Annotated in this window: 24 protein-coding genes; 8 read left to right on the top strand and 16 right to left on the bottom strand. The window is 65.0% G+C overall.

What is annotated here, in order from left to right; translation table 11 throughout:
• Nucleotides 1–3: 3 nt before the first annotated feature.
• Entirely contained in the window at nucleotides 4–1347 is a 1344-nt protein-coding gene (locus ACVIIV_RS01915) for an ABC transporter substrate-binding protein (protein ID WP_456742660.1), read from the bottom strand.
• An 86-nt stretch (nucleotides 1348–1433) separates the two neighbouring features.
• Nucleotides 1434–2477, bottom strand: a complete 1044-nt coding sequence (locus ACVIIV_RS01910; RefSeq protein WP_456742659.1) for a C-terminal binding protein — start codon at nucleotides 2475–2477, stop codon at nucleotides 1434–1436.
• A 255-nt stretch (nucleotides 2478–2732) separates the two neighbouring features.
• On the opposite strand from ACVIIV_RS01910, the gene ACVIIV_RS01905 reads away from it, so the two are divergent.
• On the top strand, nucleotides 2733–4418 hold the full coding sequence (locus tag ACVIIV_RS01905; protein WP_456742658.1) for a methyl-accepting chemotaxis protein: 1686 nt from the start codon (nucleotides 2733–2735) through the stop codon (nucleotides 4416–4418).
• A 184-nt stretch (nucleotides 4419–4602) separates the two neighbouring features.
• On the opposite strand, the gene ACVIIV_RS01900 is transcribed toward ACVIIV_RS01905, so the two are convergent.
• Together ACVIIV_RS01900 and ACVIIV_RS01895 are read right to left on the bottom strand one after the other, a co-directional pair.
• Entirely contained in the window at nucleotides 4603–5580 is a 978-nt protein-coding gene (locus ACVIIV_RS01900; RefSeq protein ID WP_456742657.1) for a Bug family tripartite tricarboxylate transporter substrate binding protein, read from the bottom strand.
• A gap of 234 nt (nucleotides 5581–5814) precedes the next feature.
• Nucleotides 5815–6750: a DMT family transporter gene (locus ACVIIV_RS01895; protein ID WP_456742656.1), complete on the bottom strand. Its 936-nt coding sequence runs from the start codon at nucleotides 6748–6750 to the stop codon at nucleotides 5815–5817.
• A gap of 105 nt (nucleotides 6751–6855) precedes the next feature.
• On the opposite strand from ACVIIV_RS01895, the gene ACVIIV_RS01890 reads away from it, so the two are divergent.
• Nucleotides 6856–7245 carry a DUF1330 domain-containing protein gene (locus ACVIIV_RS01890; RefSeq protein ID WP_456748646.1) on the top strand — a complete coding sequence of 130 codons (390 nt, stop codon included), beginning with the start codon at nucleotides 6856–6858 and terminating at the stop codon, nucleotides 7243–7245.
• A 121-nt stretch (nucleotides 7246–7366) separates the two neighbouring features.
• Complete coding sequence (locus tag ACVIIV_RS01885) at nucleotides 7367–8464, top strand: ISAs1 family transposase (protein WP_456742655.1); 1098 nt, start codon at nucleotides 7367–7369, stop codon at nucleotides 8462–8464.
• Between the two features lie 56 nt (nucleotides 8465–8520).
• Here the strand turns inward: ACVIIV_RS01885 and ACVIIV_RS01880 are convergent, their stop codons facing one another.
• Nucleotides 8521–9453, bottom strand: a complete 933-nt coding sequence (locus ACVIIV_RS01880; protein WP_456742654.1) for a DMT family transporter — start codon at nucleotides 9451–9453, stop codon at nucleotides 8521–8523.
• Nucleotides 9454–9881: 428 nt separating this feature from the next.
• Between ACVIIV_RS01880 and ACVIIV_RS01875 the strand changes: the two genes are divergently transcribed.
• Nucleotides 9882–11174 carry an adenylosuccinate synthase gene (locus tag ACVIIV_RS01875; RefSeq protein WP_456742653.1) on the top strand — a complete coding sequence of 431 codons (1293 nt, stop codon included), beginning with the start codon at nucleotides 9882–9884 and terminating at the stop codon, nucleotides 11172–11174.
• Nucleotides 11175–11211: 37 nt separating this feature from the next.
• Entirely contained in the window at nucleotides 11212–12804 is a 1593-nt protein-coding gene (locus tag ACVIIV_RS01870; RefSeq protein WP_456742652.1) for a hypothetical protein, read from the top strand.
• Between the two features lie 76 nt (nucleotides 12805–12880).
• Here the strand turns inward: ACVIIV_RS01870 and ACVIIV_RS01865 are convergent, their stop codons facing one another.
• The 3 genes from ACVIIV_RS01865 to ACVIIV_RS01855 form a co-directional block, all read right to left on the bottom strand.
• The gene (locus tag ACVIIV_RS01865) at nucleotides 12881–13153 is read right to left on the bottom strand and encodes a hypothetical protein (RefSeq protein ID WP_456742651.1); all 273 of its coding nucleotides are present in this window, start codon (nucleotides 13151–13153) and stop codon (nucleotides 12881–12883) included.
• 256 nt (nucleotides 13154–13409) lie between these two features.
• Nucleotides 13410–13649, bottom strand: a complete 240-nt coding sequence (locus tag ACVIIV_RS01860) for a hypothetical protein (RefSeq protein WP_456742650.1) — start codon at nucleotides 13647–13649, stop codon at nucleotides 13410–13412.
• 25 nt (nucleotides 13650–13674) lie between these two features.
• Nucleotides 13675–13932, bottom strand: coding sequence for a hypothetical protein (locus ACVIIV_RS01855; protein ID WP_456742649.1), 258 nt, complete (start codon nucleotides 13930–13932; stop codon nucleotides 13675–13677).
• Between the two features lie 145 nt (nucleotides 13933–14077).
• On the opposite strand from ACVIIV_RS01855, the gene ACVIIV_RS01850 reads away from it, so the two are divergent.
• Entirely contained in the window at nucleotides 14078–14503 is a 426-nt protein-coding gene (locus tag ACVIIV_RS01850) for a DUF5413 family protein (protein ID WP_456742648.1), read from the top strand.
• 58 nt (nucleotides 14504–14561) lie between these two features.
• Complete coding sequence (locus tag ACVIIV_RS01845; RefSeq protein ID WP_456742647.1) at nucleotides 14562–15104, top strand: DUF4112 domain-containing protein; 543 nt, start codon at nucleotides 14562–14564, stop codon at nucleotides 15102–15104.
• A gap of 276 nt (nucleotides 15105–15380) precedes the next feature.
• Here ACVIIV_RS01845 and ACVIIV_RS01840 read toward each other — a convergent pair whose 3' ends face one another.
• The 4 genes from ACVIIV_RS01840 to msrA form a co-directional block, all read right to left on the bottom strand.
• Nucleotides 15381–15674 carry a hypothetical protein gene (locus ACVIIV_RS01840; protein WP_024337713.1) on the bottom strand — a complete coding sequence of 98 codons (294 nt, stop codon included), beginning with the start codon at nucleotides 15672–15674 and terminating at the stop codon, nucleotides 15381–15383.
• 212 nt (nucleotides 15675–15886) lie between these two features.
• Entirely contained in the window at nucleotides 15887–16051 is a 165-nt protein-coding gene (locus ACVIIV_RS01835) for a DUF3309 family protein (RefSeq protein ID WP_456742646.1), read from the bottom strand.
• Nucleotides 16052–16159: 108 nt separating this feature from the next.
• The gene (msrB, locus tag ACVIIV_RS01830; protein ID WP_456742645.1) at nucleotides 16160–16579 is read right to left on the bottom strand and encodes a peptide-methionine (R)-S-oxide reductase MsrB; all 420 of its coding nucleotides are present in this window, start codon (nucleotides 16577–16579) and stop codon (nucleotides 16160–16162) included.
• A 45-nt stretch (nucleotides 16580–16624) separates the two neighbouring features.
• Nucleotides 16625–17329: a peptide-methionine (S)-S-oxide reductase MsrA gene (gene msrA, locus ACVIIV_RS01825; RefSeq protein ID WP_456742644.1), complete on the bottom strand. Its 705-nt coding sequence runs from the start codon at nucleotides 17327–17329 to the stop codon at nucleotides 16625–16627.
• 250 nt (nucleotides 17330–17579) lie between these two features.
• On the opposite strand from msrA, the gene ACVIIV_RS01820 reads away from it, so the two are divergent.
• Nucleotides 17580–19268 carry a caspase family protein gene (locus ACVIIV_RS01820; protein ID WP_456742643.1) on the top strand — a complete coding sequence of 563 codons (1689 nt, stop codon included), beginning with the start codon at nucleotides 17580–17582 and terminating at the stop codon, nucleotides 19266–19268.
• Nucleotides 19269–19409: 141 nt separating this feature from the next.
• Here ACVIIV_RS01820 and ACVIIV_RS01815 read toward each other — a convergent pair whose 3' ends face one another.
• From ACVIIV_RS01815 to napA, 4 genes are all read right to left on the bottom strand, one after another.
• Nucleotides 19410–20525 (bottom strand): ATP-dependent DNA helicase, encoded by a 1116-nt coding sequence (locus ACVIIV_RS01815; RefSeq protein ID WP_456742642.1) that lies wholly within the window; start codon nucleotides 20523–20525, stop codon nucleotides 19410–19412.
• Between the two features lie 89 nt (nucleotides 20526–20614).
• Complete coding sequence (locus tag ACVIIV_RS01810) at nucleotides 20615–21268, bottom strand: NapC/NirT family cytochrome c (protein ID WP_456742641.1); 654 nt, start codon at nucleotides 21266–21268, stop codon at nucleotides 20615–20617.
• Nucleotides 21265–21735, bottom strand: coding sequence for a nitrate reductase cytochrome c-type subunit (locus ACVIIV_RS01805; protein ID WP_456742640.1), 471 nt, complete (start codon nucleotides 21733–21735; stop codon nucleotides 21265–21267). The genes ACVIIV_RS01810 and ACVIIV_RS01805 overlap by 4 nt, the downstream gene beginning before the upstream one ends.
• Entirely contained in the window at nucleotides 21732–24245 is a 2514-nt protein-coding gene (gene napA, locus ACVIIV_RS01800) for a nitrate reductase catalytic subunit NapA (protein WP_456742639.1), read from the bottom strand. Before napA ends, ACVIIV_RS01805 begins: the two co-directional genes overlap by 4 nt.

Below are 24245 nucleotides of genomic sequence, written 5' to 3'. Positions count from 1 at the left end.
CCGTTACCGGCCCTGCCGCCGGAAGTACCGCTTGCAGCGCTGCTCGGCTTCGGCGGCCGCGGCCTCCGGCGTGGCGGCGCCGGTCGCGACGGACGCGAACATCTGGATCAGCACATAGTCGGCGCTGACGGCACCCGTCGCCGTCGAGATCGGGCCCTTGTAGCCGTCGTAATAGGTGCTGTTCATCGTGTTCTTGAACAGCTTCACCTTGGGATCCTGCGACCACACGGCGGCCTCGGCATAGGCGGCCAGCGGCTGGGACCAATAGCCGGAATTGGCATTGAGCCACGGCTCGTACTGGTCCTTCTCCAGCATGTATTGCAGGAAGGCCTTTGCTGCGTTGGGGTACTGGCTGTGCTTGAACACCATGGCGTTCAGCGTCAGGCCGGCCATGGGCGAAATCTTCGCAACGCCCTTGGGCAGCAGCTGATGCTCGCTGTCTTCTGCGATCGCCTTGGTCGCCGGGTCGTTCTTCAGCGAGAAGTACAGCGAGACGCCGTTGGCGGTCAGCGAGATCTCCTGCGAGGCGTAGGCACGGTTGTTGCTGACGTCGTTCCAGGACGGCGTGCCCGCGATGAAGGTCGGATAGAGCTGCTTGACCCAGTTCAGCGCCGCGATCGTCTCCTTGCTGTTGATGACGACGTTGCCCTCTTCGTCGAGCAGGGACCCGTTGTGCGACCACAGCGCCCAGTTGGCGAAGCCGTTGCCGTCGCCCTTGGCGTTGCCGAGCGCGAAGCCGGCCGGCTTGCCGGCCTTGTGCAGCTTCTGGCACAGGTCGACGATTCCGGCATGGTCTTCGGGCACCTTGTCGAAGCCGACCGATTGCAGGATCGACTTGCGGTAGATCAGGGGCCCCGCGGTGGCGCCGAACGGCAGTCCGATCCAGGCGTCGCTCTTGTTCTTCTTGCCGTAGCGCTGCGCCAGCGGCAGCCAGCCGCCATACCGCTTGCCGACATAGTCCGCGACGTCGGTCAGCTCGATCAGCTTGTCGATATAGATGTGCGGCGCATCCGAGAAGCCGATGATGATGTCGGGGCCGGCGCCGGAATTGGCGGTCACCGCAGTCTGCTGGTTGATGTCCTCCCAGCCGACGAAGTCGACCTTGACTTCGACTCCGGTCTCCTTGGTGAATTTTGCCGCATTGGCGCGGAATACATCCTCGTCGGCCTGGACGAAGCGCACCGGGCGCAGCATGCGCAAGGACGCGCCCTTCTCGATCGCGAGCTTGGGTGCCGGAACGTCGGCAGCCTTGATATTGGATGTTTGCGCTGCAGCACCGGTGGCCGCGAGCGTTGCAGCGGACAGGCCCAGCGCCAAGGCATCACGACGTGTGATGTCGTTCCTCATCAGTACCTCCCTATGATGTTCCCTTCCCGGCGTTGATCGCCGGTGAAGGGCCGTTTCGGTCGTCGGCGCGTTTTACGCCGGCCCGCCTAGCTGTTCGGTCCGCGGTCCATGCTGACGGGCTGCCAGCGGCGGAGCGCGGTGTTCTGCAGCACCGACGGATTGACGCAGCTTACCGGCCACATGCCCTGAAGCACCAGTGACAATTCGTAGCCCACGCGGCGCTTGCGCGCCTCGTCAAACCGTGCCGAGGCCGAGGCGACGTGGGCGGTCAGGGTCACGTTCTCCATGCCGAGCAGGGGATTGTTGTGCGAGGGCGGTTCCTGCTCCAGCACGTCGAGGGCGGCATGCGCGATCCAGCCCTCTTGCAGCGCCTTGATCAGGCTCTCCTCGTCCACGGTGGCACCGCGTCCGGTGTTGATGAAGATCGAGCCCTTCTTCATCTGCCGGAAGTGCTTCTCGGTCAGCATGTGGTGCACCTCCGGCCTCGCGGGGGCGTGCATCGAGACGAAGTCGGATTGCGACAGCACCTCGTTCAGCGTCGCCGGGATCACGCCTTGGTCGTACATCAGCGTTTCCTGGATGAAGGGATCGTAGGCCATCATGCGCAGGCCGAACGGCGCGGCGCGCTTCGCAACCGCGCGCGCGACGCGGCCGAACGAGATGAAGCCGAGCGTCTGGCCCATCAGCCTCGGGATCTTGAGCAGTGCCGGCCGACCCTCGGCCCAGCGGCCGTCACGTGCCATGCGGTCTTGCTCGACCAGGCGGCGAAAGCCCGCGAGCAGCAGCATCATGGCGTGGTCGGCGACCTCCTCGATGAAGGTGTCGGGGATGTTGGTCACCGGAATTCCACGGGCGGTGGCGGCCTTGACGTCGACACTGTCGACGCCGACCGAGCCGAGCGTGATGACCTTGCAGCTCTCGAGCGCGTCGATGATCGGTTTGGTGATCGGGATGCCCTTGGCGTAGATGGCGTCGGCATTTTTCGCGGCGGCGATGAACCCGGCCTCGTCGGCGGGCGCCTCGACGATCTCGGCATCGATCGGATCGAGCGCCTCGCGCTCGTAGGAATAATCGCTGCCCGCGACGGTGAAGCTCGCACCCTTCGGCGTCACCACCCTGTATTTCGGCATGTCTTGCTCCCGATTTGGTTTCTTGTTGTGACCCGCCTTCGTGGCGGGCCTTTGCGTCTTTTACGCGAAATCGGGGCGGGTGCGTACAATTCCCAGTTGTCGTGAACGCGGTATATTTCCGTTTTTCCGTGCGCGGTCCGGGCTTCTACGGAGGCACGTAAGTAACTTGCTAAGGGCTCCCCCACTAAAAATTGATTCGATTTTGATCGATCTGGTGGTCGCGTGCCCGTGTCCCATCATTGCCGGAGCTAACCTGTGAAGTTGAGCAATCTGAAGATCGCGCCCAAGCTGGGCATTCTTGTCGGCGTCACTTTGTTAGGCTTGTGCGTCTCCGGTGTTCTCGCCGGCTATCTGATGAAGCGCGAGATGGTGAATGCGCGCATCGACCAGACCAAGGCAATCGTCGAGCTGGCCCGCAACTACGCCGCCACGTTGGTGAAGCGGGTCAATGCCGGCGAGATGACAAAGGATGCCGCGCTCGCCGAGCTGCGCCGCTACGGCAATGCGATGACCTACGACAAGGGCTCCGGCTATCTGTTCGGCACCACCTACGACGGCATCACGCAGCTTGCGCCCGATCCGAAGGTGATCGGCGCCAACCGCATGGACGTGGAGACGAACGGCCGGAAGCTGTCCCGCGAGATCATGGACGGTGTGAAGGCGAACGGCGAGATCCTGCTGTTCTACGAATATATGAAGCCCGGCCAGGCCAAGCCGATCCGTAAGCTCGGCTACGCCGTCGCGGTGCCCGGCTTCGAGATGTATCTCGGCACCGGCGCCTATCTCGAGGACATCGACGAGAAGATGGGCCCGGTCTACTGGCTACTTGGCCTTGCCATGCTCGGCATCTTCATTGTCGCCGGCGGCGTTGCCTGGCTGATCGGCCGCGGCATCAGCCGCCCGCTGGCGCTGCTCGGCGGCCGCATGAAGGACCTCGCCGACGGCAAGCTCGAAGGCGACATTCCGGGCGTCGGCCGCGGCGACGAGGTCGGCGCAATGGCCGCTACGGTGCAGATCTTCAAGGACAACGCGGTCCGTATCCGCGACCTCGAGAAGACCGAAGCCGATGCCCAGGGACGCGCCGCGGCGGAACGTCGCAGTGCGATGGTCGAGATCGCCAACGACTTCGAACGCAGCGTCAACGGCATCGTCCGCTCGGTCTCCTCGGCCGCGGCCGGCATGCAAACGACGGCGCAGTCGATGACCGCAACCGCCAGTGACGCCTCGTCGCGCGCGGCGACGGTCGGCGCTGCCTCGCAAAAGGCTTCCGGCAATGTCGGCACGGTCGCGGCGGCGGCCGAAGAGCTGTCGAGCTCGGTCGCGGAAATCTCCCGCCAGGTCACGCGCTCGACCGAAGTGGCGAGCCGCGCCGTCAACGATGCCGAGCGTACCAACGCCACCGTCCAGGTGCTCTCCTCCGGCGCCGAGAAGATCGGCGAGGTCGTCAAGCTGATCCACTCGATCGCGGCGCAGACCAACCTGCTCGCGCTCAACGCCACCATCGAAGCGGCCCGCGCCGGCGAGTCCGGTCGCGGCTTCGCCGTGGTCGCCTCCGAGGTCAAGGCGCTCGCCAACCAGACCGCCAAGGCGACTGAGGAGATCTCGGCCCAGGTCGCGGCAATGCAGACCTCGACCAGCGACGCGGTCGCCGCCATCTCCGGCATCACCCAGACGATCGCCGAGATGAGCGAGATCACCGCGGGCATTTCCGCGTCGATCGAGCAGCAGGGCGAGGCGACGCGCGAGATCGCGCGCAACATCCAGTCGGTCGCGGCCGGCTCGAGCGAAATCAACGCCCATATCGGCAGCGTCACCTCGGCCGCGGAAGCGACCGGCAGTGCAGCCACCGACGTGCTCTCCAACGCCCGCGAGCTGGACAACCAGTCCGGCGCGTTGCGCAGCGCAGTGGATGGCTTCCTCGCCAAGGTCCGCGCGGCGTAGCGGCTTGCGATAGAACAGCAGGTCCCGTGCCCCGGACGCAGCGCAGCGCTTTCCTGGCGATGCGAAGCATCGTCCAGTCAGCGATGCGCTGCTGAGCCGGGGCCCATGCTTGTGGCAGTCTGGGTCCCGGCTCTACGATGCATCGCTGGCGCGCTGCATCTTGTCCGGGACACGGGGGCCCGCCCTACTGCTTCTCGATCTTCGCGTTGGTGATCAGCTTCTCCCACAGCACCAGCTGCTCGTTCACGAAAGTGCCGAGCTGCTCCGGCGTGCCGGAGAAGGCGTCCATGCCGAGTGTGGCGAGCTTGGCCTTGATCTCTGGATTCTCGACGATCTTCCTGATCTCGGCGTTGAGCCGCGTCACGATCTCCTTCGGCATGCCGGCGGGGCCGAAATAGCCCTGCCACGACGAGATGTCGAAATCCGGCACGCCCGCCTCCTGCATCGAGGGCAGGTGCGGCACCAGCGGCGAGCGGTCCTTGGTGGTGACGGCAAGCGCGCGCAGGGCGTTGCCGTTGACGTGCGGCAGGCCGGTCAGGATATCGACGAACATCATCGAGACGCGGCCGCCCATGACGTCGTTGAGCGCCGGCGGCGAGCTCTTGTAGGGCACGTGCAAGAGGTCGAGCCCGGCATTGTGCGCGAAGGTCGCACCCGACACGATCGCCGAGGACGAGCCCGAGGCGTAGCTCAGCTTGCCCGGATTGGCCTTGCCGTAAGCGACGAGCTCGGCGACGGACTTGGCCGGCACTTCCGGATTGATGACCAGCATGAAGGGCAGATCGCCGGTGCGGGCGATCGGAGTGAAATCCTTGACCGGATCGTAGGTGAGGCTCTTGAGCAGATAGGGATTGGCCGAATGCGTGGTGTTGGTCGTCACCAGCAGCGTGTAGCCATCGGGGGCGGCCTTCGCGACATAGCTCGCGGCGAGCATGCCGTTGGCGCCCGCCTTGTTCTCGATGACGATACCGACGCCGAGCGCCTGCGACAGATGCTGCGAGATCAGCCGGGTCGTGGTGTCGGTGCCGCTGCCGGCCGCGAACGGCAGCACCAGCGTGATGTTGCGGCTGGGATAGTTGTCGGCCTGAGCGGTGGATGCCGCAGTGAGGCAAAGTGCGGCCGCGCCGACGGTCCGCAGGTTTCGAATCAACGCTGAAATCATGTCTGGTCGTTCCCTCTTTTTCGTTGGCGGGGAACCTAGCTTCTCTTCGTCAAAATCGGAAGACGTGAGTTTGTCGCCCACTCTCGTGCCCCGGGCGCAGCGCAGCACGCAGTGATGCGCTGCCGAACCGGGGCCCACCTTTCCGGCACACTGGGTCCCGGCTCTGCGATGCACCGCTTGCGCGCTGCATCTTGTCCGGGACACGACATCCGCCGCTTGATCCGCGCTACGGAATTACTTCACCGCCGAGCCCTGGCGCGATGCAAGCACGACGCCGGCGAGCACCAGCGCGTAGCCGATCAGGTGGAACGGCTGGAGCTTTTCACCCAGCAGCAGGATCGCCATCGCCGAGCCGAACACCGGCACCAGATGGAAGAACGGCGCCGCCCGGTTCGGCCCGATCAGCGCCACGCCGCGATTGAAGAAGAGATAGGCGAGGGTGGAGGGAAAGATCAGGATGTAGCCCAGCGTTGCCAGCGTTATTGCGTCGAATTGCAGCACGCGGCCGCTTGCCGCCTCCCAGATCGCCGTCGGCAGCAGCATCGTCGCGCCGCAGCAGGTGGTGAAGGACAGGAACGAGAGCTGATGGATCTTCGGCCGCCGCGGGATGAAGGCGGAGTAAATGCCGAACGCCACCAGCGAGGAGGCGAACATGATGTCGCCCCTGTTGAAGCTGATGCTCGCGAGCGCGGCGAGATCGCCGCGCAGGATGATGATCAGCACGCCGAGCAGCGAGATCGCGATGCCGCCGAGCTGCGCGCCGGTCAGCCGGACGCCGAACAGCACCAGTGACCACAGCGCCACGAACAGCGGACCTGCCGACTGGATCAGAAGCGCGTTCAGCGCCTCGGTGTATTGCATCGCCCAGTACGAGATCGCGTTGTTGAAGGCAAAGCCGACCAGCGACAGGAACAGCATCAGCGGCAGGCTGCTCCGCAACGCCGGCCAGTCGCGCTTCAGATGCGGCCAGGCGAACGGCAACAGGATCAGGAACACGCCGAACCAACGGATCGTGGTCACCGTCAGCGGCGGCACATGCGCGCCGACATGGCGCGCAAGCACGATGTTGCCGGCCCAGAACAGCGAGGTCAGGCTGAGCAGCAGATAAGGCTGGTTGTTGAGCCAGCCGGCCGGATTGGCGGCCGGTGGCGCGGGCGAAGCGATCGTCATGGGCGTTGCATGCAAGCTTTCGCCGGATTGCCGTGATGACACAAGTCACAGGGCCGCAATGCTACAATGCAGGTATGACCCAAGGAGGCGCCATTGGCGGTCAATATGTTGAACATCGAGGGCCTGGAGCGGCTCGATCCGAATGCGCCGGTGGTGATGCTGAACCTGATGCGCTTCCACGCGCGCTCGCGCGACGGCGATGGCTCGGGCTGGGATGCGTATCTGCGCTACAGCGCGATCACGGTGCCGATGATCAGGGCGCGCGGCGGCACGCTGCTCTGGACCGGCGAAGCGAAGGCGGTCGCGCTCGGCCCACATCAGGGTAACCACTGGGACTTCGTCGCGCTGGTCTATTACCCGTCCGTCGCGGCCTTTCTCGACATGATGACGTCGGAAGCCTACGAGCGCGAAGCCGACCCGCATCGCGTCAACGGCTGCGCCGAGCACGTCATCATCGCCACGAACGAGGCCTACAGCAAGTTCAGGCCGAAGTAGCGAGCGCTCTTTCTTACCCTCCCCTGGAGGGCAGGGGAATCGCATGTGGGATTCTGTAAGTCATTGCGAAGCGGCGAGAAATTGATTCTGAAGGTAGCTCCTGATTCGGATGGAGCGGCCGATGAACCGATTTGCGGAGTGCTTCGAGGAATTGCCGGACCCGCGCGCGGACAATGCGCTGCACGATCTGACGGAGATTTTGTTCATTGCGTTGATGGCGACGCTGTGTGGGGCAACGAGTTGCACCGACATGGCGCTGTTTGCGCGGATGAAGGCCTATCTTTGGGAGGGTGTGCTGGTGCTCGAGCATGGTCTGCCGAGCCACGACACGTTCAGCCGCGTGTTCCGCATGCTCGATCCGGCAGCGTTCGAGAAAGCCTTCCAGCGCTTCATGAAGGCCTTTGCGGAAGGCGCGAAGATCAAACAACCGAGGGGAGTGATCGCGCTCGACGGCAAAGCGCTGCGGCGCGGCTACGAGCGCGGCAAGAGCCATATGCCGCCCGTCATGGTGACCGCTTGGGCGGCGCAGACCCGCATGGCGCTGGCCAACGTGCAGGCGCCGAACAACAACGAAGCTGCCGGCGCGTTGCAGTTGATCGAACTTCTGCAGCTCAAAGGCTGCGTGGTGACGACCGATGCGCTGCATTGCCATCGCGGCATGGCCAAAGCGATTGTGGCACGGCGCGGCGATTACGTGCTGGCGGTGAAGGAGAACCAGCCGGCGCTGTTGGCCGACGCCAAGGCTGCCATCGGTGCCGCAACGCGCAAGGGAACCAGAGCGACCACAACCACCGATGCCGATCACGGGCGCAAGGAAAGGCGCACTGCCGTTGTCGCACCGGTCAAGGACATGGCGCAAAAGCACGACTTTCCCGGGATCAAGGCCGTGGCCAGGATCACCAGCAAGCGCGGCAAAGACAAGGCCATCGAGCGCTTCTTCCTGATGAGCCAAGCCTACAGCTCCAAGGATGTTCTGCGTATCGTCCGTACTCACTGGACCATCGAAAACGGCCTGCATTGGCCGCTCGACGTCGTCCTCGACGAGGATCTGGCCCGCAACCGCAAGGACAACGCCCCGGCCAACCTTGCCGTACTCCGGCGTCTTGCCCTCAATGTCGCCAGAGCCCATCCCGATACAACCACCTCCTTGCGCCTCAAGCTTAAGCGCGCCGGATGGAACGATGCCTTTCTCTTCGAGCTTCTTGGCCACATGCGATAGCCCTACCCTCCAGGGGAGGGTGAACTGGCAGCGGCGTGCGTGGATGAAGTTCGTGGCTAACCCGACTGCTTCCGCGATGCCGCGAACACGCCGGCCAGCACCAATGCAAAGCCGATGAAGTGGAACGCCTGCGGGTGTTCGCCCAGAAATGCCATCGCCATGATCGAGCCGAACACCGGCACGACGTGGAAGAACGGCGCGGCGCGATTGGCGCCGATCAGGCGCACGCCGCGATTGAAGCAGAGATAGGCGAGCGCCGATGGGAAAACGGCGACGTAGAACAGGCTCAAGATGTTCGGCCCGTCGAGCCTCATGACCGGGCGGGCAGACAGTTCCCAGACCTCCAGCGGAATGAGACAGGCGGCGCCGCAGCCGAAGGTGAAGGCGAGGAACGAGAGGCCGTGCATCGGCGGCCGCTTCAGTGACAGCACCGAATAGAGCGCGAAGATCAAGAGCGCGAGGAGGAAGATCAGGTCGCCCTTGTTGAAGTCGATGCTCGACAGCGTGGTGAAATCGCCGTGCAGCAGGATGGTCAGCACGCCGCACATCGACAGCAGCACGCCGAAGGCCTGCGCGGCGGTGAGCCGGATGCCGAGGATGACCAGTGACCACAGCGCCACGAGCAGCGGCGCGGCCGACTGCAGCAGCAGCGTGTTGAGTGCCTGGGTATGCTCCAGCGCCCAATATTGCAGCGTGTTGAAGGCGCCGATGCCGGTGACCGAGAGCGTGACCATCAGGCCGAGCTTGCCGCGGATGGCCGGCCAGTCCTGCACGAGGTGCTTCCAGGCGAACGGCAGCACCAGCAGGAAGGCGAAGAACCAGCGCAGGAACGACAGGGTGACCGGCGGAATGTGGCCGGCGGCGAGCCGCCCGACGATGGCGTTGCCGGCCCAGCACAGCGCGGTGATGCTGAGCAGCAGATATGGCTGGTTGGCGATCCAGCTGTGGCCGGATGTTTCCGCGCTCGTGGTCTGGCCGGTGGCGGACATTGTGATGATGCGGGCTCCGCGTGGAGTACGCCGAGCCCTCCGGCCCGGCGAGATCCGGGCCGGCTGATCACCCGGCACCGTCCAAAGACACGGAAATCGAGGTTGCATCAACGGGGCGCGGACGCATCGCGACCATGCTAGCGGCGAAGGCGGCCTCTCACGCTTTGGTCGAAGCCATTGCGCCCGTAGCGAAGGTTTCGGGATTTTCCGGGGATATCAAAGGCTTGGAGTGCGCGCTGGGCCCGAAAAAAGCCCCGTTCTTGCTTGCCTAGAACGGCCGCTTCCTTTATCCGGTTGGGCTGCCTCGCGTGCGAACGGCCTCGGCCGGGAATTGGGCTGGGCAGGCATGATCTTAGGAAAAGTGGGTACCCCGTTTTCCGTTCGGATCATGCCACTTACAAAAGAAATCTTCGAAGGATTACCCGCGCATGGCCAATGTTGTCGTCGTCGGCGCCCAGTGGGGCGACGAAGGGAAGGGCAAGATCGTCGACTGGTTGTCGGAGCAGGCGGATATCGTCGTCCGCTTCCAGGGCGGTCATAACGCCGGCCACACGCTGGTGATCAACGGCAAGACCTACAAGCTCGCGCTCCTGCCATCCGGCGTGCTGCGCGAGGGCAAGCTGTCGGTGATCGGCAATGGCGTCGTGTTCGATCCCGCCGCCTTCCTCGACGAGGTCACCAAGCTCAGGGCGCAGGGGGTCGCGGTCTCTCCGGACAATTTGCGCATCGCCGAGAACGTCACGCTGATCCTGCCGCTGCATCGCGAGCTCGATGCGCACCGCGAATCCGCCAGCGCCGCGACCGCGATTGGCACCACCCGCCGCGGCATCGGGCCTGCCTATGAGGACAAGGTCGGCCGCCGCGCCATCCGTCTGATGGACCTCGCCGACCTCGATACGCTCCCGCACAAGATCGACCGGCTTCTGGCTCACCACAATGCACTGCGCCGCGGCCTCAATCTGCCGGAGTTCGACGGCAAGGAGATCGTAAAAGAGCTGACCGCGCTGGCGCCGCAGCTGCTGCCCTATGCCGAGACGGTCTGGCGGCTGCTCGACATCGAGCGGCGCGCCGGCAAGCGCATGTTGTTCGAGGGCGCACAAGGCGCGCTGCTCGACGTCGATCACGGCACTTATCCTTACGTCACCTCGTCCAACACGGTGGCGGCGCAGGCCGCGACCGGCGCCGGCCTCGGGCCCGGCGCGGTCGGCTACGTGCTCGGCCTGTGCAAGGCCTACACGACCCGCGTCGGCCAGGGCCCGTTCCCGACCGAGCAGGACAACGAGATCGGCCGCAAGATCGGCGAGCGCGGCCGCGAGTTCGGCACCAATACCGGCCGTCCGCGCCGCTGTGGCTGGTTCGACGCCGTGCTGGTCCGTCAGGCGGTCCGAACCTGCGGCATCAATGGCCTCGCGCTGACCAAGCTCGACATCCTCGACGGCTTCGATTCGATCGAGGTCTGCACCGGCTACAAGCTCGACGGCAAGGAGATCGACCATTTCCCGGCCGGCGAGGGCGCCCAGGCCCGGGTCGAGCCGATCTACGAGACCATCGAAGGCTGGAAGGAGCCGACCGCCAGCGCGCGGTCCTGGGCCGACCTGCCGGCCCAGGCCATCAAATATGTCCGGCGGATCGAGGAATTGGTGGGGTGCCCGGTCGCGCTGCTTTCCACCAGCCCGGAACGCGAAGATACTATCCTGGTGCAAAATCCGTTTGAAGCTTAACGCTATCTTACCGGGACGCGCGTATAGTTGAGTAGAAATGGCTGATTACTACCCGCTGATCGCCCGCGCTATTGCCGCCCTGGACCCCAACGCTCCCGGCGAAAGCCGTCGCGCGCTCTATGAGCGGGCGCGCACGGCCCTGATCGCGCAGCTGCGCAGCGTGCAGCCACCGCTCTCCGAATCCGAGATCACGCGCGAACGGCTGTCGCTGGAAGAGGCTGTCCGCAAGGTCGAATCGGAAGCCGCCCAGCGTGCCCGCGAGGCCTCGCGCCCCGGTGGCGGCACCCGCTCCGGCGGCAGTGGCGATGCCTTCCGCCGCGCCAGCGCCCGTGCCACCGAGCCCACCCCGGCTGCGGCGCCGCCGCGCACGCGTCCGGCCCCGACGCCGCCACGGGCCGACCGCCCGTCCTTCAATGTCGACGACCAGGGCGAGGCCCCGCGCCCGCCGCGCGCTCCCCGTTTCGACGCCCCGCGCCAGGGAGGGCCCTCCGCCCCGCCGCCGCCGCCGGAGCCGCCGGCCGGGCGCGATCGCCAAGCTGCGCGGCGTCCGCCCGACGTCGGACCTCCGCCGCCGCTGCCGCCGTCCCCCGGCGTGCGCGGCTTCCGCGACATCACGGCCGACGCCAATGATCTCGGCGGCGCTGCCGCGCAGGCCAGCCGCGCCGCGCGCCGCACCTATGCCAACGTGCCCTCGCCCTCGCCGGAATTCGACCGGCTGGAGCCGAACCTGGAAAACCGCGCCGGCGAGTCCGAGGCGCCCTATTCCTACGACGAATCGATCGAGGAGGCCGAGCGCTACGCGCCGCCGTCGCCGCGTTCGCGCGTCGCGCCCGACCGCGACGCGAAGAAGCGTGCTCGCACCGGCTCGGCGTTTCCGTTCAAGAGCGCGATCGCCGTCGGCATCGTGCTGATCCTGGTCGGCGCCGGCATTCTCTGGGGCAAGCAGCTGGTCCAGACCGTCAACGGCTTTCTCAAGCCGTCCGCGACACAGGTGGTGGAGGCGCCGAAGGATCCGTCGCAGCCGCAGAGCAAGCCGAAGATTCCCGATCGCGTCGGCCAGCCCTCGGCCAGCGATCAACCGGTCGCGCCGGTGGCGCAGAAGGTAGTGCTCTACGACGAGGATCCGTCCGATCCCAAGGGCAAGCAGTTTGTCGGCTCGGTGGTGTGGCGGCTCGAGCCGATCAAGGCCTCGGGCAACCAGAAGGCCGACGTCGCCGTGCGCGCCGACATCGAGATCCCCGACCGCAAGTTCAAGATGACGATGTCGTTCCGCCGCAACACCGACTCCTCGCTGCCGGCGAGCCACACCGCGGAGCTGACCTTCATCCTGCCGCCGGATTTTCCCGGCGGCAGCGTCTCCAACGTGCCGGGCATCCTGATGAAGTCGAACGAGCAGGCGCGCGGCACGCCGCTCGCCGGCCTCGCGGTCAAGGTCACCGACGGCTTCTTCCTGGTCGGCCTCTCCAATGTCGATGCCGACCGCGCCCGCAACGTGCAGCTCCTGAAGGAGCGCTCCTGGTTCGACGTGCCGCTGGTCTACGCCAACCAGCGCCGCGCCATCATCGCCATCGAGAAGGGCGCCCCCGGGGAGCGCGCCTTCAACGACGCCTTCGCCCAGTGGGGCGATTGAGCTCTTCACCTCTCCCTACGGGAGAGGTGAAGCAAGCGATCTCGCTGGCAGCGGCCCAATCGAAATTAGAACCGCGCTACTGCGCCGCCGCTTCTCGCTTGCGGGCTGCCGCTGCGGCTGCGTGCTGGCGGTCCATCACGGCGCGACAGCCGGGGCTGACATGGGCCTTGTTCCGCACCATGCAGGCGGTGATCCGCGGGATATCCGGAATCTCACTGGAGCACAGCCGCATCGCATCGCCCGAGCACATCTGCTGGGCTTCTTGCGAGAAGGCGAGACTGGGTGATGTCTGGAGTGCGAAGGTGGTGGCGAGTGCGAAGAGAGAGGTGATGGTCTGATAGCGCGTCATGAAGGATGCGTCCCCGAGTTCCGTGGGTTGAGCCACTTGATTTTGGGGCGCCGCACGCGGCTTGATTTGCCGCATGTCACAGCCTCCACGCCGGGACCTCGATCCCGCATGTGGTCGCTCGATTACTTGTGATGTCGAATCGAAAGTGCTGCGCCGCCCGAGCGAAGTATGCGCCATTGTCACGGACCTGCAATGGTCAGCGCAAAGGAATTCGCAATTGTTGCGCGCGAGTCACGCCGCAAGCGGCGCTACGTGATCAGATCAGTCGGTCGGGCGATGCGCTCGCTTGTTCCGGGTCACCAGCACCGAGCGAAGCGGCATGTTCCTCGACCGCCGTGACGCCCTTCGGGGTGAGCTCGAACAGATCGCCGTCCTTCATCACATAGCCGCCTGCGATCAGCTCGCCGATCTTGCCCTGACGGTCGTCGGCGAAGGCGACCGACTGGCTGATGTCCCTAAGGATCGAGAGTTGTTCGTCGCGCAGCATGTCTGACATCTCCGATCTCCTCTGGGGCCGATCCTCACATGCCGTGGCTCTGAAACACCTTGCTGCAAGCGCGCGACAATCTGGACCGGTTGGCTTGCAGGCAGCTCTGCACCGCGCCGTCATTGCCGAGATCCTTGCGGCAGAAGCGCGACGCGTCGCGCGAGCAGGCCTGCTGCTCCTGCTGCGTGCCCTTATGGCCTTGCGCAACAGCGGGCGTCTCCGACAGGCCGCTCAGGGCCGCCAGCGCGATCGTCGCCAGGAGAAATTTGGCCAGGAGAACTTTGCGGGCCATCGGCCGCTCCAATCCGACAGGGATAATTGTGGTCCTGTCTGAACTCGTCGCCCTGCCACTTGTTCCCCAGAGGCAGCCCCGCGCCCCGGCTGTTCAAGGTTCCCGCTGCGCTGCTATAACACTGGCGAAGTGTGAGGGTTGTTTGATGAAACGCTATCTGGTGTTTGCGCTGGTCGGCCCGTTCGTCGGCGGGTTCCTGCTGCTGCTGACGACGACCTACCAGTCCGGCTATTGGGCCCAGACCAATCTCGGCGAGGTCGGCAAGCTGTTCGCGGTGTTCTTCAAGACCCTGCAATACAGCTATCTGTTCGGCTTCCTGCCCGCGCTGATGATCGGCGCGGTCGACGACATCCTGATCCACATCCGCCGGATCGGCCCGGGTTTGCGGATGCTCCTGGTCGGCCTGTTCGCCTTTGTTCTGGCCTCGCTCACCTACAGCTCGCGCGGACCGGATTCGGGCGCGGTGCAGTTCATCCTGTATGGCCTCGTCGGGTTCGTGCCGGCGGTGATTTCATCCTGGCTCGTGCATCGCTATATCGAGGAGCCGCAAGCGGCGGCGGCGCCGACCTGACGCGCGGCGTTCGATCGCGGCAGCAACCTCCGCCGCGCTGGCGCGTTCACCGAAGGCCATGATCATGTCCGAGGACGATATCCTTGCTCCGCGCAAATCCCGTACGGGCAGCAGCTCGCGCGCGACCTTTTCTCGCAACGAGGCGCGCGGGCCGATCATCGACCAGGAAGGCCACGAGATCAGGCCGGAAACCCTGGAGCAGGGCTTTCGTGAGTTTCGCTTCGAGTTCGGGCAAGCGAGCCCGTTCGGCAATCTGACGCGCGAGCAGCGGATCGCGCGCCTCGAGGCGATAGCAAAGCTGCTCGACGTCGCCTTCATCCTGCCCGGCACCAACATCCGCTACGGCATCGACGGGCTGATCGGCCTGATCCCCGTCGTCGGCGACATCGTCACCACCGCGATCTCGCTGTGGTTGGTGCGCGAGGCCCGCACGCTGGGGGCGCCCTGGCACATCACCGCGCGCATGCTCGGCAATGTCGCGCTCGACGGCGTGGTCGGCTTGGTGCCGTTCGCGGGCGACGCCTTCGACGTCATGTTCCGCGCCAACATGCGCAACGTGCGTCTCCTGCGCCGCTGGCTGGAAAAGCAGCCGCGGATGTAGTGTCTCTTTAAATTCCTCCGCCTTGCTCTCGCGTGTCCCGGACAAGGTGCGGCGCGTAAGCGCGGCGCCGCAGAGCCGGGACCCAGGAACCACGGGGGATGTCGATCCGTGGGCCCCGGCTCTGCAGCGCACCGCTGAAGGAGCGCTGCCATAGCGCGTCGAAGACGCGCGTAAACGCGCTGATGGCGCGTCCGGAGCACGAGGGTCGCAAACGCAGAAAGCGCGATGACCTTCGGCCATCGCGCTTTCTGCGCATATCGGAGGCTTGCGAAAAGCTTACGCCGCGTCGGCGTCGGTCTCCGCGGCCGGAGCCGGCTTGGGCCGACGGGGCAGCGGGAAGGCATCGCTCTCGTACAGCGAGCGGATGCCGTTCTGGTCGAAGCGCGCTTCCTCGACCTGAAGATAGGCGCCGTTCAGCGAGTCCGTCGGCAACTGCTCCATCGCGAACTGCACGGCCTCGGCCGCAGTGCCGAACCGCCGATAGGTGAAGCCCGCACGCTTCTTTTTGCGGATCGCGGCGGGGAAGAGTTCGGCGGAAGTGTTGAAGTTGAACGGACGCAGTGGACGCATGGTCAAAGACCTCGTGATCTTCTCTGGGGCTTTAAGCGCGTGGGGTTGGGGAGGGCAGGGGCCGCAATCAAGCGGGCCCGCCGCATGTCATTTTCGTCCACTAATATAGGCCGATTTGACAGAAATGCGACCCCCGCGATGCGAGATGATGAATCCGCGCATGGCAGCTCCGCTACTGAAATAAATCAAGTAATATCAAATAGTTAAATTGCTTACATCTTGCCAAGAAGCAGCAGCACGATCAGCACCACGAGCACGACCCCGCCGATGCCCATGCCGGAATGGCCCAGGCCATAGCCGTAGCCGCCGAACCGGCCGGACAGGCCGCCGACCAGATAGATGATCACCAGGATGATCAGGATGGTCCCAAGCGTCATGGCATCCTCCCTGGCGGCCGCCGAAATGCGATGATCGGCCGCACCGCCAGAGGAGAAAAGCACATCACGCCCCCGGGTTCCATGGGGGAACCCGCGGGCGTGCGCTGTTTATTTCGGCTCCAGCTTCAGCGCCGCCGAGTTGATGCAGTAGCGCAGACCGGTCGGCCCGGGGCCGTCGGGGAAGACATGGCCGAGATGGCCGCTGCACTTGGAGCAGAGCACTTCGGTGCGGATCATACCGTGACTCGTATCCCGCTCCTCGTCGATATGGCTCTCGACCGTGGGCTGGGTGAAGCTCGGCCAGCCACAGCCGGAATCGAACTTGGCATCCGACTCGAACAGCACATTGCCGCAGCCGGCGCAGACATAGGTGCCGGCGCGCTCCTCATGCTCATATTCGCCTGAGAAGGGACGCTCGGTCGCCTTCTCGCGCAGCACGGCGTACTGCATCGGCGTCAGCTCGCGCCGCCACTGCTCTTCGCTCTTGATGACCTTGTCGTCGGTGGTTTTCGCCTTGGTGTCGGGCATGGGTCTCCCGTTTCTTCAGTGATTTTGTTTTCGGTGATGTCGCGATCAGTTGGTGGCCTTGCTGGCATTCACCAGCGTCGGCTTCTCGATGTAATTATCCGCGAACAGCTTTTTCAGGTTCTGGACCTTCGGGATGTCGTTATAGGCGATGTAGGGCTGGTTCGGGTGCAGCGTCAGATAGTCCTGGTGATAGGCTTCTGCCGGGTAGAATGCCTCGAGCGCGCCGATCTTGGTCACGATCGGCTTGTTGAAGACCTTGGCGCCGTTGAGCTGGGCGATATAGGCCTCCGCCACCTTCTTCTGCTCGTCGGACGTGGTGAAGATGGCCGAGCGATATTGCGGGCCGACGTCGGGACCCTGGCGATTGAGCTGGGTCGGGTCGTGCACCACCGAGAAATAGATCTGGAGGATCTTGCCATAGGAGATCTTCTTCGGGTCGTACTTGATCTCGACCGATTCCGCGTGGCCGGTGCGGCCGCTCGAGACGGTCTGGTAGTCGGCGGTCGCCTTGGTGCCGCCGGCATAGCCGGAGACGGCGTTGACGACGCCTGCGGTGTGCTGGAAGACGCCCTGCACGCCCCAGAAGCAGCCGCCGGCGACCACGGCGGTCTGGATGCTGCTCGCGGGCGCCGCGTCCAGTGCGGGGGCGGGGATCACGACCGCATCCTCCGCGGCCCGGGACGGCATCGTGAAAGCCAGCGTCAGGGCGGTGGTTGCGGCGAGCAGGGAGGCGAGGGCGGTTCGGCGCATGGCAATCCTCTTTCGGAAGGGCTGACAGTCTAGGGCGGTCGGGACCGGGCGAACAGCCGGTCCGGCCGCGTTTTCGCATCATCCGAGATACGGGCCGGGACGGCGATTGTTACGAGATGACGGACACGAGGCCGTGAAGACGGCCGGGGCGGGCAGCCTGACTTGGCGGGATGCGGAACTCCGCGCTAGATGAACCGGCGCGATCGAAGATCGACCATTACGAAATGGTGGCTGGAGCTGACCTGACAACATGCTGCGCGTCGTTTCCCTGACCCTCGCCGCTCTGGCCGCCTTTATTTCGACTGCCGCGGCCGATCCCCAAACCGGCGACGATCTCGCCCTTTGCCGCGACCGCCAGGCGGAGATACAGGCTCGCGCCGCCGCCTGCGGCAATCTGCTGAACGCCGACCGTCTCACCGGCAAGGACAAGGCGATCGCGCTGTCCGTGCGCGGCAATATCCTGCTCAACAAGCGCGACCATGTCCATGCGATCGAGACGCTGTCCATGGCCATCGATCTCGATCCGGACAACGTCGTTGCGCGCAACCTGCGCGGCCTCGCCTATGAACGCAGCGGGCAGGACGACCTCGCGATGGCCGACTACAACCTCGCGCTCCAGAAGCGTCCGGCCTACGGCGTTCCCTACAACAACCGCGGCGTCATCTACGCACGCCGCGGCGCGCTGCAGAGTGCGATCGACGATTTCAGCCTGTCGATCAAATACACGCCGAAGTTCCTGCTCGCCTGGACCAATCGCGCCCGCGCGCGAACGCTGATGAAGGATTTCGACGGCGCGATTGCGGATTTCGCCGAGGCCGAGAAGATCGATCCGGCCGCGCCGCAGATCGCCGGCAATCGCTGTGTCACTTACGGCATGATGGGCAAGTTCGACCGCGCCCTGGCCGACTGCAACGGCCTGATCGAGAAGCAGCCGAAGAACGTGTTCGCGATCAACAACCGCGCTGACGTCAACATGATGAAGGGCGACTTTGATGCCGCGCTGAAGGACTACAACACGGCCATCCAGATCAATCCGAACAATGTCCGCGCCCATTCCGGCCGCGGCCAGATCTACGAGCGCCGGAAGGATCTCGCGCAGGCCCGCGCCGATTATCGCGCCGCGGCCTATTCGCTGACGAGGTTCGACGAGACGGAGGTCGCCCGCGCCCGCGCCATCGCGCAGGAGCGGCTCGCCGCCCTGACGCCGCAGGCGCCGGGAGCCGCGCCCACCGGTCGCCGCGTCGCGCTGGTGATCGGCAACGGTGCTTACAAGAATGTCCACGCCTTGCCCAATCCGCCACGAGATTCGAAATTGATCGCTGGCGTGCTGCGCGACGTCGGTTTCCAGACCGTGATATCGGTCAGCGACCTCACTCGCGACAAGTTCTTTGACGCGCTGAAGGCCTTCGCGGAGGAAGCGGAGAAGGCCGACTGGGCCGTGGTCTATTACGCCGGCCACGGCTTCGAGATCGGCGGGGTGAACTATCTCGTTCCGGTCGACGCAAAGCTCGCCGCCGACAAGGACGCCGAGACGCAAGCGGTCGCGCTCGAGCAGGTGATCGCCGCAGTCGGTGCCGCGCGAAAAATGCGTCTTGTGGTGCTCGATGCCTGCCGCGACAATCCGTTCGCGCCGACCATGCAGCGCACGCTGGCGCTGAAGCTGGTCGACAAGGGCTTTTCCAACATCGAGCCCGGCGCCGGCTTCATGGTGGTCTACGCCGCCAAGCATGGCGAGACCGCGATGGACGGCGACGGCAGTGCCAACAGCCCGTTTGCCACTGCGCTGGCGCGCGAGATCAAGCAGCCGCGCGTCGAGATCAGAAAATTGTTCGACATCATCCGCGACGACGTCTGGGCCGCGACCCGGCACGCGCAGCAGCCGTTCACCTACGGCTCGCCCCCGGGCCGGGAGGATTTCTACTTCGTCGCGGGGAAGTGAGGCGAGCTCGGATTCGTAGGGTGGGTTAGCCCTGCGATTGCGCGAAGCGCAATCGCTCGGCGTAACCCACCACCTCTGTCGCTGCGGAGACTAAAGAGGTGGGTTACGCCTTCGGCTAACCCACCCTACGGCAGCGGAGATTCAAATGACGATGCTCAGCCTTTTCGCCGCCCGCGTAATCCCCGTGTACAGCCACCGCGCCCGGCTATCCCCAAACGCAAAGCTCTCGTCGAACAGCACGACGTCGTCCCATTGCGAGCCCTGCGACTTGTGCACGGTCAGCACGTAGCCATAGTCGAACTCGTCGTAAGGCTTGCGCTGCTCCCAGGCGATCTGCTCGATGCCGCCCTCGAAGCAATCGGCGCGCACCGAGACCTTGGTCACCTTGTGGCCGAAATCCTCGTCCGGCGACAGTCGCATCGACAGGATGCGCGATTTCGAGCGCGAGGTGTTGCGCGACTTCACGCGCCACAGGCCGCCGTTGAACAGGCCCTTCTTGCGGTTGTTGCGCAGGCACACCAGCTTGTCGCCGGCGACTGGAAAGGTGTCCTCGATGTTCTGGCGCTGGCGCACCCGCATGTTGTAGGCGCGGCGCGTGTTGTTGCGGCCGACCAGGATCTGGTCGGCGCCCATGACGCGGTCGGGATCGAGCTCCTTGCGCGAGACGACCTCGCTCTCGCCGTAGCGGCCGATATCGAGCTCGCGGCCCTCGCGGACATCCATCGACATCCGCACGATCGGATCGTCCTGGGCCTGGCGGTGCACCTCGGTCAGCATCGCGTCCGGCTCTGAATTGGTGAAGAAGCCGCCGCCCTGGATCGGCGGCAGCTGCGCGGGATCGCCCAGCACCAGCAGCGGACAGTCGAACGACATCAGGTCGCGGCCCAGTTCGGCGTCGACCATCGAGCATTCGTCGATCACGATCAGCTTCGCCTTCGAGGCCGGCGCGTCGTCCCACAGCTCGAAACTCGGCTGCTCCTCGCCGGATTCACGGGCACGGTAGATCAGCGAGTGGATGGTGGAGGCGCCGTCGCAGCCCTTGTTGCGCATGACCAGCGCAGCCTTGCCGGTGAAGGCGGCGAACTTCACCTCGCCATCGACGCCATCGGCGATGTGCCGCGCCAGCGTGGTCTTGCCGGTGCCGGCGAAGCCGAACAGGCGGAAGATCGGCGGCGTGCCGCCCCGGCCCGGCTTGGCCTTGAGCCAGTCGCCGACGGCCTTCAGAGCGGCATCCTGATGCGGAGTGAAAGTGGCCATGTCTGTCTTGAGGGAGTGGCGAATGAGGCGATTCGCCTTCCCCCAAAACTAACCATTCGCCCCGGCCATTCAAGCGGGGCATGGCTACCTTACTGCCAGCCGGGAACGCCGCGCATGTCGGGCAGCTGGTGGGCGATGCCCTTGTGGCAGTCGATGCAGGTCTTTTCCTTGGTGAACAGGAAGCGCTGGTGCGCCACCGAGGCCCGCGGCGACTGTTTGGTGATGTCCATGGAATCGGCGCTGTGGCAGTTGCGGCATTCCAGGGAATCATTGGCCTTGAAGCGCGCCCATTCATGCGCGGCGAGCTCGAGCCGGTGATCCAGGAATTTCTCCCGTGTATCGATCGTGCCGAAAATCTTGCCCCAGACCTCCTTGGAGGCCTGCATCTTGCGCGCGATCTTGTCGGTCCAGTTGTGCGGGACGTGGCAGTCCGGGCAGGTGGCGCGCACGCCGGAACGGTTGGTGAAGTGGATGGTCGACTTCAGCTCGGAGAAGACGTTGTCCTTCATCTCGTGACAGCCGGTGCAGAACTTCTCGGTATTGGTGATTTCCAGCGCGGTGTTGAAGCCGCCCCAGAAGATCACGCCAGCCACGAAACCGGCCAGCACCAGCGTGCCGAGCGCGAACACCGAGCTCGGCCGCGTCAGCACGCCCCAGAGCTCGCGCACGAAATCCCAGCTTCGCGCGATGAAGCCGCGCTTGGCTTTCAGCTCCGCATCGGGCTCGTCAGCAGTCGTCGTCATCGCCGGCCACCCGGACTTGCGCGCGACAGCAGCGTGTCGATGTCGGTGAAATCGTTGCTGACGGGCGGATTGGCGGTGTTCTGCGGCACGTGGCATTCGGTGCAGAAGAAGCGGCGCGGCGAAACCGAGCCGAGGAACTGGCCATCACGGTCCATGAAGTGCGTGATCGAGACCATCGGCGCCTGCGACTCGGCCGTGCGCGCCCGTGCATGGCAGGACAGGCATTTGTTGCCGTTGAGATCGACCTGATAGCCGTCGATATTGTGCGGGATGACGGGCGGCTGCTCCGGATAGTTGCGCACCTCCTTCTCGGAGGTGTTGCGGTTCGGCAGCATCGGCGGCGCCGGGCCCTCGTCGTTGAGCGGGGTCGGGCCGCGCAGGCCGGAGGTCACGGTCTGCGCCGTCAGCGAACTCGTGCCCGCTGCGATCGCGAAGGCGAGCAGGATGATTGCGGATCGTTTCATCATGACATGTTCACCCGCTCGATGCGCACGGCGCATTTCTTGAAATCGGTCTGCAGCGAGATCGGATCGGTGGCGTCGAGCGTCACCTTGTTGATCAGCTTGGATTCGTCGAACCACGGCACGAACACGAGGCCGCGCGGCGGCCGGTCGCGACCGCGCGTCTCGACGCGGGCGCGGATGAAACCGCGGCGGGAGACCACCTTCACTTCGTCGCCGCGCCGCAGCTTCATGTCCTGGGCGTCGTCCGGATGCATGAAGCAGACGGCTTCGGGAAACGCCTTGTAGAGCTCGGGCACGCGGCGCGTCATGGTGCCGGAATGCCAGTGCTCCAGCACGCGGCCGGTCGAGAGCCAGTAGGGATATTCGTTGTCGGGCGATTCCGCCGCCGGCTCGTAAGGCAGCGCGAAGATGCGCGCCTTGCCGTCGGGATAGCCGTAGAACTGCACGTCGGTGCCCTGCTTGACGTAGGGATCGCTGCCCTCGCGGAAGCGCCACTTCGTCTCCTGGCCGTTGACGACGGGCCAGCGCAGGCCGCGCTCCCGGTGATAGGTGTCGAACGGCGCGAGGTCGTGGCCATGGCCGCGGCCGAACTGGGCATATTCCTCGAACAGGCCCTTTTGCACGTAGAATCCGAATGCCTTGGCTTCCTCGTTGGAGTATCCGGCCTCGATCTCCGACGTCGGAAACTTGTCGACCTGGCCGTTCTTGTAGAGCACGTCGAACAGCGTCTTGCCGCGATATTCCGGCTTCTTGGCGATCAGCTCCTCGGGCCAGACCTCTTCAACCTTGAAGCGCTTGGAGAACTCCATGAGCTGCCACAGGTCGGACTTGGCCTCGCCGGGCGCGGTGACCAGCTGGTGCCAGAACTGCGTGCGCCGCTCGGCATTGCCGTAAGCGCCTTCCTTCTCGACCCACATCGCGGTGGGCAGGATCAGATCGGCGGCGAGCGCCGTCACGGTCGGATAGGCATCCGAGACCACGATGAAATTCTCGGGGTTGCGGAAGCCCGGATAGGTCTCCTCGTTGACGTTGGGACCGGCCTGGAGGTTGTTGTTGACCTGCACCCAATAGGCGTTGATCAGGCCGTCCTTCAGCATGCGGCTCTGCAGCACGGCGTGGGCGCCGTTCTTGTCGGGAATCGTGCCTTCCGGAAGCTGCCAGATGTGCTCGGCGTGATCGCGATGCGCCTTGTTGGTCACGACCATGTCGGCGGGCAGGCGGTGCGAGAAAGTGCCGACCTCGCGCGCGGTGCCGCAGGCCGAGGGCTGGCCGGTCAGCGAGAACGGGCTGTTGCCGGGCGAGGAGATCTTTCCGGTCAGAAGATGGATGTTGTAGACGAGGTTGTTGGCCCAGACGCCGCGGGTGTGCTGGTTGAATCCCATGGTCCAGAACGAGACCACCTTGGTCTTGGGATCGGCATAGAGCTCGGCGAGCGCCTCAAGGCGATTGAGTGGCACGCCGGACATTTTTGCAGCCTTCTCCAGCGTGTAATCCGAGACGAACTTGACGTATTCGTCATAGCTCATATCGGTGGAGTCGTTGGCCTTTGCTGCGCCTGTCGCCTTCTTCTGCAGCGGATGCTCGGGCCGCAGGCCATAGCCGATATCGGTCTGCCCGCGCCTGAAGATGGTATGGGCGTTGACAAAATCCTTGTTGACGCGGCCGGTCGTGATGATGTGGTTGGCGATGGCGTTGAGGATGTAGAGATCGGTCTGCGGCACGAACACCATGCCGATGTCGGCAAGGTCGAACGAGCGGTGCTCGAAGGTGGAGAGCACGGCGACGCGCACGTGAGGCGCGGACAGCCGGCGGTCTGCGATGCGCGACCACAGAATCGGGTGCATCTCCGCCATGTTGGAGCCCCACAGCACGAAGGCGTCGGTGGCCTCGATGTCGTCGTAGCAGCCGGCCGGCTCGTCGATGCCGAAGGTGCGCATCATGCCGGCGACCGCGGAGGCCATGCAGTGCCGCGCATTGGGGTCGATGTTGTTGGTGCGGAAGCCGGCCTTGAACAGCTTTGACGCCGCATAGCCTTCCCAGATCGTCCACTGGCCGGAGCCGAACATGGCGACGCCGTTCGGCCCGCGCTTCTTGATCGCCTCCTTCCACTTCAGCTCCATGATGTCGAAGGCTTCAGTCCAGGATACGGGCGTGAACTCGCCGTTCTTGTCGTATTTGCCGCCCGTCTTGCGCAGCATCGGCTGGGTCAGGCGGTCATGGCCGTACATGATCTTGGAGAGGAAGTAGCCCTTGACGCAGTTGAGGCCGCGATTGACCTCGGCCTTGATGTCGCCGTGGGTGGCGACGACGCGATTGTCCTTGGTCGCGACCATCACCGAGCAGCCGGTGCCGCAGAAGCGGCAGGCGGCCTTGTCCCATTTCAATTCGCTCACTTCGCGCTCGGCGGCGAGGTTGGCGGCGAGCGCCGGCGCCGGGAGGCCGGCGGCGGCCGCGGCGATCGCGGCGGCCTCGAGCTTCAGCATCTGGCGGCGGTCGAGCTTCGGCGATGTCAT

The organism is Bradyrhizobium sp. USDA 4354, from assembly GCF_054060315.1.
This window is presented reverse-complemented; position numbering and strand designations above follow the sequence as displayed.

Bases quoted from the DNA above. Each gene is read 5' to 3' on its own strand.
- ACVIIV_RS01915 (WP_456742660.1), bottom strand. From the start codon at position 1,347: ATGAGGAACGACATCACACGTCGTGATGCCTTGGCGCTGGGCCTGTCC.
- ACVIIV_RS01910 (WP_456742659.1), bottom strand. From the start codon at position 2,477: ATGCCGAAATACAGGGTGGTGACGCCGAAGGGTGCGAGCTTCACCGTC.
- ACVIIV_RS01900 (WP_456742657.1), bottom strand. From the start codon at position 5,580: ATGATTTCAGCGTTGATTCGAAACCTGCGGACCGTCGGCGCGGCCGCA.
- ACVIIV_RS01895 (WP_456742656.1), bottom strand. From the start codon at position 6,750: ATGACGATCGCTTCGCCCGCGCCACCGGCCGCCAATCCGGCCGGCTGG.
- ACVIIV_RS01890 (WP_456748646.1), top strand. From the start codon at position 6,856: ATGTTGAACATCGAGGGCCTGGAGCGGCTCGATCCGAATGCGCCGGTG.
- ACVIIV_RS01885 (WP_456742655.1), top strand. From the start codon at position 7,367: ATGAACCGATTTGCGGAGTGCTTCGAGGAATTGCCGGACCCGCGCGCG.
- ACVIIV_RS01880 (WP_456742654.1), bottom strand. From the start codon at position 9,453: ATGTCCGCCACCGGCCAGACCACGAGCGCGGAAACATCCGGCCACAGC.
- ACVIIV_RS01875 (WP_456742653.1), top strand. From the start codon at position 9,882: ATGGCCAATGTTGTCGTCGTCGGCGCCCAGTGGGGCGACGAAGGGAAG.
- ACVIIV_RS01870 (WP_456742652.1), top strand. From the start codon at position 11,212: ATGGCTGATTACTACCCGCTGATCGCCCGCGCTATTGCCGCCCTGGAC.
- ACVIIV_RS01865 (WP_456742651.1), bottom strand. From the start codon at position 13,153: ATGACGCGCTATCAGACCATCACCTCTCTCTTCGCACTCGCCACCACC.
- ACVIIV_RS01860 (WP_456742650.1), bottom strand. From the start codon at position 13,649: ATGTCAGACATGCTGCGCGACGAACAACTCTCGATCCTTAGGGACATC.
- ACVIIV_RS01855 (WP_456742649.1), bottom strand. From the start codon at position 13,932: ATGGCCCGCAAAGTTCTCCTGGCCAAATTTCTCCTGGCGACGATCGCG.
- ACVIIV_RS01850 (WP_456742648.1), top strand. From the start codon at position 14,078: ATGAAACGCTATCTGGTGTTTGCGCTGGTCGGCCCGTTCGTCGGCGGG.
- ACVIIV_RS01845 (WP_456742647.1), top strand. From the start codon at position 14,562: ATGATCATGTCCGAGGACGATATCCTTGCTCCGCGCAAATCCCGTACG.
- ACVIIV_RS01840 (WP_024337713.1), bottom strand. From the start codon at position 15,674: ATGCGTCCACTGCGTCCGTTCAACTTCAACACTTCCGCCGAACTCTTC.
- ACVIIV_RS01835 (WP_456742646.1), bottom strand. From the start codon at position 16,051: ATGACGCTTGGGACCATCCTGATCATCCTGGTGATCATCTATCTGGTC.
- msrB (WP_456742645.1), bottom strand. From the start codon at position 16,579: ATGCCCGACACCAAGGCGAAAACCACCGACGACAAGGTCATCAAGAGC.
- msrA (WP_456742644.1), bottom strand. From the start codon at position 17,329: ATGCGCCGAACCGCCCTCGCCTCCCTGCTCGCCGCAACCACCGCCCTG.
- ACVIIV_RS01820 (WP_456742643.1), top strand. From the start codon at position 17,580: ATGCTGCGCGTCGTTTCCCTGACCCTCGCCGCTCTGGCCGCCTTTATT.
- ACVIIV_RS01815 (WP_456742642.1), bottom strand. From the start codon at position 20,525: ATGGCCACTTTCACTCCGCATCAGGATGCCGCTCTGAAGGCCGTCGGC.
- ACVIIV_RS01810 (WP_456742641.1), bottom strand. From the start codon at position 21,268: ATGACGACGACTGCTGACGAGCCCGATGCGGAGCTGAAAGCCAAGCGC.
- ACVIIV_RS01805 (WP_456742640.1), bottom strand. From the start codon at position 21,735: ATGATGAAACGATCCGCAATCATCCTGCTCGCCTTCGCGATCGCAGCG.
- napA (WP_456742639.1), bottom strand. From the start codon at position 24,245: ATGACATCGCCGAAGCTCGACCGCCGCCAGATGCTGAAGCTCGAGGCC.